General features: G+C 68.9%; 12 protein-coding genes. 4 read left to right on the forward strand and 8 right to left on the reverse strand.

The window, feature by feature from the left end; genetic code table 11:
• Positions 1 to 36: 36 nt before the first annotated feature.
• Positions 37 to 1,851, reverse strand: a complete 1,815-nt coding sequence (locus ACW7G2_RS04010; RefSeq protein ID WP_456972982.1) for an EAL domain-containing protein — start codon at positions 1,849 to 1,851, stop codon at positions 37 to 39.
• Between the two features lie 161 nt (positions 1,852 to 2,012).
• A complete protein-coding gene (locus ACW7G2_RS04015) occupies positions 2,013 to 2,600 on the reverse strand; it encodes a DUF4126 domain-containing protein (protein WP_456972984.1) in 588 nt (195 codons plus the stop codon).
• Between the two features lie 154 nt (positions 2,601 to 2,754).
• Here ACW7G2_RS04015 and ACW7G2_RS04020 point away from each other — a divergent pair, with 154 nt between their 5' ends.
• The 3 genes from ACW7G2_RS04020 to nudC are packed head-to-tail and all read left to right on the forward strand — an operon-like array spanning position 2,755 to position 4,777.
• Positions 2,755 to 3,453, forward strand: coding sequence for a DUF6776 family protein (locus ACW7G2_RS04020; protein WP_456972986.1), 699 nt, complete (start codon positions 2,755 to 2,757; stop codon positions 3,451 to 3,453).
• A 32-nt stretch (positions 3,454 to 3,485) separates the two neighbouring features.
• A complete protein-coding gene (gene erpA / locus ACW7G2_RS04025) occupies positions 3,486 to 3,863 on the forward strand; it encodes an iron-sulfur cluster insertion protein ErpA (protein WP_456972988.1) in 378 nt (125 codons plus the stop codon).
• 38 nt (positions 3,864 to 3,901) lie between these two features.
• Positions 3,902 to 4,777, forward strand: a complete 876-nt coding sequence (gene nudC, locus ACW7G2_RS04030; protein ID WP_456972990.1) for an NAD(+) diphosphatase — start codon at positions 3,902 to 3,904, stop codon at positions 4,775 to 4,777.
• 138 nt (positions 4,778 to 4,915) lie between these two features.
• On the opposite strand, the gene ACW7G2_RS04035 is transcribed toward nudC, so the two are convergent.
• A complete protein-coding gene (locus ACW7G2_RS04035; RefSeq protein WP_456972992.1) occupies positions 4,916 to 6,835 on the reverse strand; it encodes an MFS transporter in 1,920 nt (639 codons plus the stop codon).
• Positions 6,836 to 7,015: 180 nt separating this feature from the next.
• Between ACW7G2_RS04035 and ACW7G2_RS04040 the strand changes: the two genes are divergently transcribed.
• A complete protein-coding gene (locus tag ACW7G2_RS04040) occupies positions 7,016 to 7,354 on the forward strand; it encodes a hypothetical protein (protein ID WP_456972994.1) in 339 nt (112 codons plus the stop codon).
• A gap of 9 nt (positions 7,355 to 7,363) precedes the next feature.
• Here ACW7G2_RS04040 and purD read toward each other — a convergent pair whose 3' ends face one another.
• The 5 genes from purD to prmA form a co-directional block, all read right to left on the reverse strand.
• Positions 7,364 to 8,668, reverse strand: coding sequence for a phosphoribosylamine--glycine ligase (gene purD, locus ACW7G2_RS04045; protein ID WP_456972996.1), 1,305 nt, complete (start codon positions 8,666 to 8,668; stop codon positions 7,364 to 7,366).
• Between the two features lie 100 nt (positions 8,669 to 8,768).
• Complete coding sequence (purH, locus tag ACW7G2_RS04050) at positions 8,769 to 10,358, reverse strand: bifunctional phosphoribosylaminoimidazolecarboxamide formyltransferase/IMP cyclohydrolase (RefSeq protein WP_456972998.1); 1,590 nt, start codon at positions 10,356 to 10,358, stop codon at positions 8,769 to 8,771.
• A gap of 3 nt (positions 10,359 to 10,361) precedes the next feature.
• Entirely contained in the window at positions 10,362 to 10,634 is a 273-nt protein-coding gene (gene fis / locus ACW7G2_RS04055; protein ID WP_456973000.1) for a DNA-binding transcriptional regulator Fis, read from the reverse strand.
• A 125-nt stretch (positions 10,635 to 10,759) separates the two neighbouring features.
• The gene (locus tag ACW7G2_RS04060; RefSeq protein ID WP_456973002.1) at positions 10,760 to 11,281 is read right to left on the reverse strand and encodes a DUF3426 domain-containing protein; all 522 of its coding nucleotides are present in this window, start codon (positions 11,279 to 11,281) and stop codon (positions 10,760 to 10,762) included.
• A gap of 582 nt (positions 11,282 to 11,863) precedes the next feature.
• Complete coding sequence (gene prmA / locus ACW7G2_RS04065; protein WP_456973004.1) at positions 11,864 to 12,787, reverse strand: 50S ribosomal protein L11 methyltransferase; 924 nt, start codon at positions 12,785 to 12,787, stop codon at positions 11,864 to 11,866.
• Between the last annotated feature and the right edge of the window lie 154 nt (positions 12,788 to 12,941).

Here is a 12,941-nt window from a genome sequence, read left to right on the forward strand (position 1 = left end):
GGGCAGACGGGCGGGTCCTTGCCAACGTTTGCATGATCAGAGCACCGAGTCGTGAAAGTCGAAGTCCAGGTCACCTGCTGCCTGTTGCACCAGGTTGCCCTGGATGAAATCAATGCCGCTCATCCACAGCGTGGCCGCCGCCTGCGGGTCCTCCACCTGCTGGCCGATCACCAGCAGGCCCAGGCGATGCGCGCGCTCTACGGCCTCACGCATGCGGTCGCGTACTTCCGGCTCACCCAGCCTGCTGGAAAAGCCCGGGGTCAGGCGTACGAAGCTCAGCGGAAGCTGTGGCAGCAGGGTGTCGATCTCGCCGCCCGGTTCGTAACGGCCCAGGCACAGCTGTACGCCGGCAGGCACCATCTTGGCGCTGAATTCCTGCAGCGCGATGGCCTGGATCAGTGCGTCATCCTGCTGCACATCGATCACCAGCGAGCCTGTTTCCACCCCGGCTGCGGCCAGCGCCTCCAGCAGCCATTCGGCATAGCTGATGCGTGCGAGGCTGGCAGCGGACTGGGACACGAACAGCCGCACACCGGCGCCGGAACGCTGTTGGCGCTGCAGCACGGCGATCGCCTGCTCGAGCACCTGGCGGTCGATCTCGTGTACCAGCCCAGCGGCCTCGGCGATCGGCAGCACCTGCGCCGCGGTGAGCTGGTTGTCGTCGGCGTCGCGCAGCCGCATCAATACCTGGTACTGGGCTTCGTCGCCGCCGGCCACGGCTACGATCGGCTGGAATGCCAGCTCGATCCGCCGTTCCGCCACGGCGCTGGCTACCTGCCCGGCCAGGCCGCTGGCCTCCTGCTCCGGAGCGGCGGATGGCGCGTACACACCGATGCCATGCGACTGGGTGCGGGCACTGCGAAGGGCCTGCTCGGCCGCGGTCAGGGCATCGCCTGCATTGGCGAACGCCCGGGTGATCTGCGTGCAGCCCACGCAGGCGCGCAGGCGCGGCCCATGCTCGTCACCTTCTTCCTGCCGTGCCAGCCCGTCACGCAGCTCGCGGGCGAATTCGTCGATATCCAGCGCCTGGCCGGCGTGGACCAGGAAGCTGTTGTCGTTGATCCGCGCCGCGGCATGTTCGCCGGCCAGACCGGCAATCCGGCGGGCGGCCGCGTCCAGTAATTCTTCCAGCGCGCTGTAGCCGAGCCGTTCGCGTAGCGCAGCCATGCCTTCGATCTCCACCAGGTACAGGCTGCCGGAGTCGTTGGGGATGGCCGCGGCCAGGCGCTGGAACATGCGCGACCGGGTAAGCAGACCGGTATCCAGGTTGCCGTTCGCGGCGGCACGCTGCGCCTGCTGCTGGCGCGTGCGCATGATGCGATTTTCCACCGCGGCGATCAGGTGGCGCGGACGCACCGGCTTGGACAGGAAGTCATCGGCGCCGATCTCCAACACCTCGAACTGGCGTTCGGGGTCCGGGTCTCCGGTCAGGAACACGATCGGCGTGTGGGCCAGGGTGGGGTGGGCGCGGATCATGTCGGTCAGCTCGGCGCCGTCGATGGCCGGCATGTGCAGATCCATCAGCACCAGGTCCGGTCGCATCGACTCGAGCGTCTGCATGACCTGGGCCGGATCGGAGATCGCCCGGGCCTGGATGCCGGCACCGGCCAGCACCGACTCGGCGAACAGCGCCTGGCTGCGATCGTCTTCCACCACCAGCACGCGATACGGCGGCTCACCGCTCTCCGCCGCTGCCGCAGCCGGGCCGGAACCAGTGGCGCCCGCGACGTGGCCGTTGCCGGCATCGCTATCCAGTGCAGGCGACGTGGGCGGGCCAGCATCCGCGCCCCAGCGTCGCCAGTACCGCGCCGGTGGAAATTCGGCGCGGGGAATGTCGTTGGAAGTCCCCATTGTTCGACTGTGCCGTGATTGACCGGTGCAGGCAACTGCCTGGAGCAGCGGCCTGCAAACCGATCAGCTGAGCTGCCTGCTCCCCGAGTGCAACGCGGATTATGTGCAGTTCCGGTCGGAAGTTCCGTGAGCCGGTCCGCATTCGGGCTGTGCCGGAAAACTCAGGACGGAGTGACGGCCTGCCGCGGGCGACGCCTGAAAATCCAGCGCCAGATCCACCACACCAGCAACGCGCTGGAGATGCCGATGGCCAGTACCAGTGCCAGGGCGAGCCACGGATAGGCAAGGGCCAGGGCAAGCGCGCCGACCACCACGACATCCTCGGAGATCGATGCGGCCCAGTTGCTGACCGGCTCTGGTGAGGTGTTGAGCATGGCGCGCGAGCCGGACTTGAGCACGTGGCTGACCAGCGCCACGCCGCCGCCAGCGGCCAGCATGCCGGCCCCCAGTTCGCCATCCGGAGACAGCGCCGCTGCGGCCAGGAAGGCGCCCGCCGGCACCCGGGCCAGGGTCTGCAGCAGGTCCCAGACCGAGTCCACGCCTGGAATCTTGTCGGCCAGGAATTCGGTGGCCGCCAGCGCGCCGGATACGCCCAATACCCAGGGCGAGGTGGTGGCCTGCAGCGCCTCGGGCAGATCCAGCCAGCCAAGGGCGCCCGCCAGGCCCACGCCGAAGACGGTCAGGTAGGCGCGGATCCCAGCCAGCCAGGCCAGCAGGATGCCGATTGCGAACAGGTGTGCCTCGGACATGTGCGTCTCGGTGGCAGCGGAGCGGACCGCCTTCCCGGCAAAGTATAGGCAACCGCACATGGGCCGGTGCCGGGCCAAGGCGGCTGAATGCCGTCGAACCCGGCTGGCCAGGGTCAGGTGTGCCGGCACGCCCCACGGGCGATAACATGGCTGGATGGACAACGGCCAGCATTCCGAGGGAGAGCGGCGAGATCTCCACGTCAACTGGGTCTACGGGCTGCTTGCCCTGGTTCTGCTGTTGCTGGGCTTTGGCATCTGGGGCCTGCTGACAGTGTTCGGTGGCGGCGGCGGTGACGACCCGCGGGTCCTGCACGAGCAGGTGGAGGCGCTGGAGCAGCGCGTGACCACCCTGGCCCGCTCCGACCAGATCAGCCGCGAGGCCAACCGCGAGCTGCAGGGCGCGCTGGCCGAGCGGGAAGAGCAGGTGGCCGGGCTCAGGGCCGAGGTGGCCTTCTACGAGCGCTTTGTCGGCTCGACCGCCCAGCGCCGCGGGCTGACCGTGCATGAACTGCAGATCCGTCCCGGTGAGGGCCGGGTGTGGCACTTCGCCGCCACCCTGACCCAGAACCTGGATCGCGGCCAGGCCAGCGAAGGCGGCCTGACCCTGGCGATCGAAGGCAGCCGCAACGGCCGGCTGGAGCAGCTGGAGTGGTCTGATCTGCGCCAGCACGATGAAGCGCCAGCGGTGGAGTACTCGTTCAAATACTTCCAGCAGGTGGAGGGCGATATCGTGCTGCCGGATGGTTTCACCCCGGTACGCATCACGGTTCGCGCCGCGCCGGCTCGCGGTGAAGCGGCGGAACAGTCGTTCCCCTGGGCCGATGCGACGGGCCGTTCCACTCCCGCACCTTGAACCGGGGCCTCCGGCCCCCCATCCTGAGCACCATGGATATCGTAGGTCTCCCCGAAGCCGCCCCCGGCTACCAGTCCCTGCAGCGCCCGATCGACTTCACCCCCGCAGCCGCGGCCAAGGTGAAGGAGCTGGTCGAAAGCGAAGGCAACCCTGAACTCAAACTGCGTGTCTATATCCAGGGCGGCGGCTGCTCCGGATTCCAGTACGGCTTCGAATTTGACGAAGAGCAGGCCGAGGACGACCTGGCCGTGGACACCGACGGCGTGGTGATGGTGGTCGATCCGCTCAGCCTGCAGTACCTGATGGGCTCGGCAGTGGACTACGTGGAGAGCCTGCACGGCGCCCAGTTCACCATCCGCAACCCCAACGCCAAGACCACCTGCGGCTGCGGCTCAAGCTTCACCATGTAGCCCCTTGCCGGCGGCGCGCGCCATGCGATGATGGCGGCATGTCATTCGCCTTCGTCGGGGCGCCGCTCGACCGCGCCGAACACCTGCGCAACGAACCCTCCGCGCTTGCAGCTCTGTGGCCGCAGGCGCGATTGCTGCTGCTTGATGCGGACGGCAATGCGCTTACCGCCGCCGACGATGCGCTGTTCACGGTGGAATGCGCGGCCGTGGCCGTTGCCCTGCCGGAGGATGCGGTGTTCCTGGGCCTGCACGGTGAGCGCGGCTGGTTTGCGCTGCCGGCGGAGCAGGCTGGGATCGAGGCCGAAGGGCGGATCAACCTGCGCGCCGCGGCAGCGCTGTGGCCGCTGCGCGAGGCCACTGCCTTTGCCCAGGCGCGAGCGGTGCTGCACTGGCGCTCCCGGCACCGCTTCTGCGGCGCCTGCGGCGGACCGCTGGCCTTTGCCCGGGCGGGTTGGCTCGGCCACTGCGCGCGCTGTGCGATCGAACACTACCCGCGCACCGATCCGGCGGTGATCGTCTCGGTCTCCGATGGCGAGCGTCTGCTGATGGGACGCGAAGCCACCTGGCCCGCGCGGCGCTGGTCGGTGCTGGCCGGCTTCGTGGAGCCCGGCGAGACCCTGGAGCAGACCGTGGAGAGGGAGGTGTTCGAGGAGTCGCAGGTGCGGGTGCGTGCGAGCCGCTACCTGGGCTCCCAGCCGTGGCCGTTCCCGTCCTCGCTCATGCTTGGTTTTGAAGCCGACGCAGAGCCGGACGAGCCGGTTCCCAACACCGATGAGCTGGAAGACGTGCGCTGGTTCGGGCGCGAGGAAATCGGCGCCGCCCTGCGCGGCGAGACCGGGGACGAGGGCGTCCTGCTTTCACCGTCGGTCTCGATCTCCCGCTGGCTCATCGAGCGCTGGTACCAGAGCAGCTGACCCATCCCACTGTAGGAGCGCGCCATGCGCGCGAAACCGCGTGACGCATGGCCACGCGGCGTGGTTTCGGCCGGATAGCAGGTTCCGACGCCTTGTCCCGGACCAGGATTCACGCGGCTTCGCGCGCATGGCGCGCTCCTACGGGAGGTCGCCGCGCAGCTTTTTGACCAGCGTTTCCAAACCCGCCGCGTTGGCGTCGGCGCCCGCGATCGGCGGGCCGGCGGCGACGCCGATCCGGGCCCGCAGCCGGCGTGGCATCCGCATTCTTCCCAGACGGCCGGCCTCGGCTGACACGCTGCGCCGGCTCCACATGCTCGACCACATGTTGCGCAGGGCCATCGGCACCACCGGCATCTGCTGCCCGCGCGCGGCGGCGCGTTCGACGATGCGCTCGATCCCGCGCCGGAACGGAGCGATCCCGCCATCCGCGGTCAGCCGGCCCTCGGGGAAGATCAGCACCAGCTCGCCCTCGGCCAGGGTGCGGTCGATCTCATCCAGCGCGAGCTGCATCAGGGCCGGGTCTTCCTTCTCCGGCGCGATCGGGATCGCGCGCGCGGTGCGGAAGATCCAGCGCAGCAGCGGGATGTCGAAGATCCGGTGATACATCACGAAGCGCACCGGTCGCGGCGTGCTGGCCGCCAGGATCAGCGCGTCCATATAGCTGACGTGGTTGCATACCAGCAGGGCGGGGCCTTCGTCCGGCACGTGCTCCTCGATGCCTTCGATCCGCAGCCGGTACAGCGTGCGTACCAGCAGCCAGCTCAGAAAGCGCATCAGGAACTCGGGCACGATGGTGATGATGTACGTCGCCACCATCAGGTTGGCGATGGCCAGGGCCAGGAACATCTGCGGGATGCTCCAGTCCAGGTAGCGCTGCAGGGCGATGCCCACGATGGCGGCCGAGACGATGAAGGCCGCGTTCTGGATGTTCATGCCGGCGATCACCCGCGACAGCTCGTTGCGCGGCGAGCGGCTTTGGATCAGCGCGAACAGCGGCACCACGTAGAAGCCCACGAACAGACCGATACCGGTCAGGTCCATCACGATCCGCCAGCTGCCCGGCGCGGCCAGAAACCCGCCCACGCCCAGCCCGGCCGCCAGTGCCTCGCCGGGCCGGGCGAAGTACAGGTCGAACATGAAGGCGCTGATGCCCAGCGCACCCAGCGGCACCAGCCCGATCTCCACCGTGCGCGCCGACAGCTTCTCGCACAGCAGCGAGCCCACCCCCACGCCCACCGAGAACAGCGCCAGGGCGAAGATGTAGAGGCCCTGTGCGCCGCCCAGGTTGACCTCGGCATAGGTGGGCAGCTGGGCGGTCAGCATGGTGCCGATGAACCAGAACCAGGACACTCCCAGCACCGCGTTGCGCACCGCCGGCACGCGGCGGGTGAGCTTCCAAACCGCGATGTTCTCCGGGATCGGGTTCCAGTTGACCTTCAGCGACGGATCGCCGGCATCGACTTTGGGAATGGTGCGCGCCACCAGGTTGCCGAACACCGCCAAGGCGATGACCGACGCGGCCGCGGCCTCCGGCCCCCAGCTTCCGGCCACCTGGAACACCAGCCCGCCGTAGATCATCCCGCACAGGATCGAGATCGAGGTGCCCATCTCGACCAGGCCGTTGCCGCCGGTCAGCTCCTCGGGCTTGAGCACCGAGGGCAGGATCGAATATTTCACCGGTCCGAACAGCGCCGACTGCAGGCCGGTGCCGAACAGCGCCACCAGCAGCACGACCATGTTCGACGTGAGGAACCCGGTCGCGGCCGTCGCCATGACGAAGATCTCCATCGTGGTGGTGACCACGATGAGCTTCTGCTTCTCCATCCGCTCGGCGACCTGCCCGGCGATCCCGGAAAACAGGAAGTAGGGCAGGATGAACAGCGCCGGCGCGAGGTTGGTGTAGAGCGTGCGTTCTTCGCTGCTCACGCCGAGGAAAAACAGCAGGCCGATGATCGCCTGGCGGTAGACGTTGTCGTTGAATGCACCCAGCGCCTGCACCGTGAAATACGGCAGGAAGCGGCGCTGGGTCAGCAGGGAAAACTGGCTTTGACCGGCCATGCAGGGCTCCTTGGCGAACCGGCGGAGACTACCAGAGCGCGGTTGCGGTCACTGCTGGAGGGCCCGGTTCCGGACGCAATGTGGTGCAGTGCACGATTGCAGGCCGGGGCGAGGCCGTGTTAGACGGGAGTTGCGCCGGCAATGCAGCCGGCGCCGCAACAGCTGACGGGAGAAGGCTGGATGTCCGAAGCATCAGTACCGCGCGCAAAGCCGCTGGTGGATGGCAAACCGGGGGGGTGGATGGGACCGGCTGCCTGCGCGGTGGCCGGGGCGATGGCGCTGGCAATCCCTTTGCTGTGGGCCCGTGGACCCGATCACACCTTGGGCGACACCCTCGCTTTCGCGGCCTGGGCCTGGGTATTGCTGGGGGTGCCGCTGATGGCGGTGCTGGTGATCGGTGGTGTGGGCGCCGCGCGCCAGGGCAAGGAGCCGAAGCTGCTCGGCGCCCTGCAGTGGTTTGCGGTGGGCATGGCTGCCGCCGTGATCCTGGTCGAGATTCCCTGCCTGCTGCGCGGATAGCAGGCGGCTTCAGCCGCGCTCGCGTTGAATCGCCCGCCAGCCGATGTCGTGGCGGTGGAATTCGCCGTGCCAGGAGATCCCGGCCACGGCCGAGTAGGCCCGCTGCTGAGCCGCTTCTACCGTGTCACCCAGTGCACAGACGCACAGCACGCGGCCACCGGCGGTGACCGCGTGTTCGTCTTCCAGACGGGTGCCGGCGTGGAAGATTTTGCTGTCTTCCGGCTCGGGCACGTCCCAGGCGTTGATGGTGTCGCCGGTGCGTGGGGTGCCGGGATAGCCTTCGGCGGCCATCACCACGCCCACCGCCGGGCGCGGATCCCACTGCGGTTGGACTGACTCCAGGCGGGCATCGATCCCGGCCTGTACAAGCTCGGCGAAGTCGGACTGCAGCCGCATCATGATGGGCTGGGTTTCCGGATCGCCGAAGCGCACGTTGAACTCGATCACCTTCGGCATACCGTCACTGGTGATCATCAAGCCGGCGTAGAGGACGCCGGTGAACGGTGCGCCGTCGGCGGCCATGCCGCGCACGGTCGGCTCGATCACCTCGTGCATGATTCGCGCGTGCAGTTCCGGGGTGACCACCGGCGCCGGGGAATAGGCGCCCATGCCGCCGGTGTTGGGGCCGGTATCGCCATCGCCCACGCGCTTGTGATCCTGGCTGGTGGCCATCGGCAGCGCGGTGCTGCCATCGACCATGGCGATGAAGCTGGCCTCCTCGCCTTCCAGGAACTCCTCGATCACCACCCGCGAACCGGCCTCGCCGAAGACGTTGTCCGACAGCATGTCGGTTACCGCCGCCTCGGCCTCGACCAGGTCGGCGGCAACGATCACGCCCTTGCCCGCGGCCAGGCCGTCAGCCTTCACCACGATGGGCGCGTCCTCGCCATTGCGGGCGGCGTGGGCCTTCAGGTACTCCAGCGCCGCCACGGCGTCGGTGAACACCTCGTGGCGGGCGGTGGGAATGCCGTGGCGGTCGAGGAACTCCTTGGCGAAGGCCTTGCTGCCCTCCAGCCGGGCCGCCGCTGCGGTGGGCCCGAAGACCGCCAGGCCTGCTTCGCGGAACCGGTCCACGATGCCCGCCACCAGCGGCGCTTCGGGACCGACCACGGTGAAGGCCACGGCTTCATCGCGCGCCAGTGCTTGCAGGCCGTCCAGGTCGGTCGCAGACACGTCCACGTTGCGGCACCTGTCCTCGGTGGCCGTGCCGGCATTGCCAGGCGCGACCAGCACTTCGGACACCCGCGGCGACTGCGCCAGCTTCCAGGCCAATGCATGCTCGCGGCCGCCGCCGCCGATGACAAGAATTTTCACGGTGCCGCTCCCGATGGACTCGCGTGCATTCTACCGTCGCCTCCGCACATCAACGTGCGCCGCGCAGGTTCAAGCGCGGCGACCTCCGCGAGGGCGGAGCTCAGTGCCTGAAGTGACGCACGCCGGTGAAGACCATGGCGATGCCGTGCTCGTCCGCTGCCGCAATCACCTCGGCATCGCGCATGGAGCCGCCCGGCTGGATCACCGCCTTGATGCCGGCCTCCGCCGCCGCATCAATACCGTCGCGGAACGGGAAGAACGCATCGGAAGCCATCACCGAGTCCTCCACCACCAGCTCCGCGTCCGTGGCCTTGATCCCGGCAATGCGCGCCGAATACACGCGGCTCATCTGACCGGCACCCACGCCGATGGTGCGGCTCTCCTTTGCATAGACGATGGCGTTGGACTTGACGAACTTGGCCACCTTCCACGCGAACAGCAGGTCGGCAAACTGGGCGTCTGTCGGCGCCAGCTTCGTCACCACCTGCAACTCGTCGCGGGTGACTACGCGGTCATCGGCGGTCTGCATCAGCAGGCCCGAGCCGATGCGCTTGGTGTCCATGAAGCCGGACGCGATCGCGGCCATCGGGATGCGCAGCACGCGCACGTTGGCCTTCTTCGTGGCGTATTCCAGCGCGCCGTCCTCGTAGTCCGGTGCGATCAGCACCTCGACGAACTGGCGGTCGAGGATGGCCTTGGCGGTGGCCGCGTCCAGGGTGCGGTTGAACGCGATAATGCCGCCGAAGGCGCTGGTCGGATCGGTACCGTAGGCCGCCTCGTAGGCCTCGCCGCAGCCGCTGCCCACGGCCACGCCGCAGGGATTGGCATGCTTGACGATCACGCAGGCCGCGGCGTCGAACTGGCGGACGCACTCCCAGGCGGCGTCGGCGTCGGCGATGTTGTTGTAGCTCAGCTCCTTGCCCTGCAGCTGCTCGAAGGTGGCCAGCGAGCCGGGCGCCGGATACAGGTCGCGATAGAACGCGGCCTGCTGGTGCGGGTTCTCGCCGTAGCGCAGGTCCATCACCTTGACGAAGCTGCCATTGGCCTGGGCTGGGAAGGCGCTGCGCGCCGGCACCGCGGCGCTGATGTCGGTGACCGCGGACAGGTAGCTGCTGATTGCCGCGTCGTACTGGGCCACGCGGTTGAACGCGGCCACCGACAGGGCGAAGCGGGTGGCAGCAGAGAGCTCACCGTGGTTGGCTTCCAGCTCGGCCAGCAGGCCGGCGTACTGGTCCGGCGAGGTGGCCACGGCCACGCGGGCGAAGTTCTTGGCCGCGCTGCGCAGCATCGCCGGGCCGCCAATGTCGATGTTCTCCACCGCGTCGGCGAGGGTGCAGTCGGTCTTCGCGGTGACCTGCTCGAACGGGTACAGGTTCAGCACCAGCAGGTCGATCGCGCCGATGCCGTGCTCGGCCATCACCGCGTCATCGGTGCCGGCGCGACCGAGCAGGCCGCCGTGGACTACCGGATGCAGGGTCTTGACCCGGCCATCCATCATTTCCGGAAAGCCGGTCACTTCGGACACGTCACGCACCGCAAGACCCGCCTCGCGGATCGCCTTCGCGGTGCCGCCGGTGGACAGCAGCTCCACGTTGCGCGCAGCAAGCGCGCGGGCCAGTTCAATCAATCCGGTCTTGTCGGAGACAGACAGCAGCGCCCGGCGGACGGGCAGGCGGTCAGGGGTGGTCATGGGTCAGCTCAGGCCGTATTCGCGCAGCTTCCTGCGCAGGGTGGCGCGGTGGATGCCGAGCATGCCGGCGGCACGGCTCTGGTTGCCATCGCAGTGATTGAGCACCTCTACGAACAGCGGGATCTCAAGCTCACGCAGCGCGATCTGATACAGGTCGTCAGCGCCACTGCCGTTGAGGTCGCGCAAAAGACGCCGCACCGATCGGGCCACATGGTCGCGCAGGGGCGTCCGCGGGCCGGAGAGGTTGGCGGCTTGGGAGCGTTCGGAGGAGTCCAATGGTTCTTCCCGGTGATGCGTTGCAGCGCTTGCCGCCAGCGACGGCGGCCGCGAGGCGGCCGGGGGTGCGGCAAGGGGCCGGCCAGTCTATCCCGCCGGGGCGGCAGGCGCCAATACGTCGAGCCTCAGTGGAAGCGGAAGTTGAAGGCGACGGCGTGTGGTGACGGCTCCACGATCTCCAGGCCGATCGCAGCGGCCTCGCCACTGGCCAGGGTGATGTTGGCCGGCGGCTGGAGCAGGTATTCGGCCGGCTCGAAGGTGCGCATGCCCAGAGCTCGACCATCGATGTCGGACAGGGTCAGGGTGATGCGCGGCCAGGCCTGGGCCCGGCCCGCTTCGTTGCGGATGGTGGCGCTGACCCGGAGCACGCCGGGGCGGCCGTCCACCGGGCGCACGTCGCGCTGCTGCACGGTGATGGCCGCCGGCTCGCGCCAGGCGGGCAGCTGGCAGCGCACCACGGTGCACAGCGCGGCGACCACCGGCCGCCATGCGGCGTGACTGGCCAAGTGCGCGCGCTCGGCCAGCAGCAGCTGGATTACGAGCAGCAGTGCCAGTCCGCCGGCGGCCGCGATGAGTCGCCAGCTGGATGCGGCTTTGGCTTCCGGGCGCGACAGCGCGAAGCGCGGCGCCGAGCGAGCGGCCGGCACGGTGGCTGTGGGGACGGAGTCGGCAGCCGAAGAGTCGGGGGCTTCTTCAGGTGCTTCCGGGGCTCCGGATCCTTCAGGGAGTTGCAGAGCATCAGGGGCTTCAGCCGCCGCGGGGGATCCGGGAGGGTCCGGATGCGGTTGGGCGTCGGTCAGTGTGTCCGGGCTGATGGGGGGCGGTTGTGGTGCGGTGGGCGCAGGGTCCACCGGGGTGGCCGCGCCGACGACCCCGTCACCAGGAGGTGTCGAGGGTTGTTCCGCCGCGGCGTCGGGTGGGGGATGGGGCTGCCCCGGTTCCACATCTCCGTCCGGTTCGGACGCCGGACGCGAGGGACGGAGCGGCACGAAAACGGCAGGCGCCGCCCGCCCAGTGGCCGGAATGGGCGTGGCCGCTGCCAGCGGGGGTGCGACGAATGTGGGAGCCGCAGGGGTGGGCGGCGCCGGCGCGGCTTCAGCAGCTGGGCTGTCAGGTTCGGCCGGCAGCCCAAACCCGCAGCTCGGGCAGCGCTCGGGCGGCAGGTCGGTGGCGAGGTTGGTGGCCACCAGCGCGCCACAGTTCGGGCAGTTGATGAACATGGCGCCTATTCAATCACGCCGGCGCACCGCATCGATGCGAACCCAGTCTCCTTCCCGGGCCAAAGCCAGGTTTTCGAACCAGGGCCGGTAACGGCGCAACAGCGCTTCCTCCTGGCCATCGAGGATGCCCGACAGGGCAATGCGGCCGCCGGACGCGGTGCGCTCGGCCAGGGTGTCAGCCAGGCCGTCCAGGGCCGAGGCAAGGATGTTGGCGACCACCACCGGGAAGGCGCGGCCGGGCGTTTCCTGCGGTGGATACAGGTCCAGCGTTGCGGACAGGCCGTTGCGTTCGGCATTGTCCCGACTGGCGGCGAGCGCCTGGGGGTCGTTGTCCACACCCACCGCGCCGGCGGCGCCCAGCCGCAGCGCGGCCAGGGCAAGGATGCCGCTGCCGCAGCCGTAGTCGAGCACCTCGGCACCGTCCAGCGCGCCCTCATCGGCCAGCGTGTCCAGCCACTGCAGGCACAGTGAGGTGGTGGGATGGGTGCCGGAGCCGAAGGCCAGGCCGGGATCGAGCCGGATCACCGCCGCGTCCGCGTCCCCTGCCGCTTCGGGCAGTTCGTGGTTCCACGGCACGATCCAGGTGCGCCGGCCGAACTGCAGCGGTGCGTAGGTGTCCATCCAGACCCGCTCCCAGTCCTGGTCCTCAATGATCTGGAACTGCACCCGGGACCAGTCCAGCTCCGGGTCAAAGGCTTCCAGCGCTGCCAGCAGCAGCAGCCCGTCGGCATCGTGTGGAAACAGCGCGCTCAGCGACAGCGAGCGCCACAGCGGCGTTTCGCCCACGCCCGGCTCCAGGATCGCCGACTCGTTGGTGGTGTCGGCATCAGCGTCGAGCAGGGTCACGGCCAGGGCACCAACGTCTTCCAGCGCGCGCTCGTAGCGCGGCTGCTCGGATTCGCTGCAGCGCAGGGCCAGTTCCAGATAGGGCATGGAGCTTTTCCGCGAAAGGGGGGAGAAGCGGGCATGGTGCGGTGCGCGGCGCACGGGGTAAAGCCGGGGGCCGTGGCGGCGCGGTCACCGACGGCCGTCAAGGCTGACCGGCGGGTTTGTTTTACCATCCGGGGTTCCGGAAACGCGACCGGAA

This window comes from Luteimonas sp. A277 (assembly GCF_054052045.1).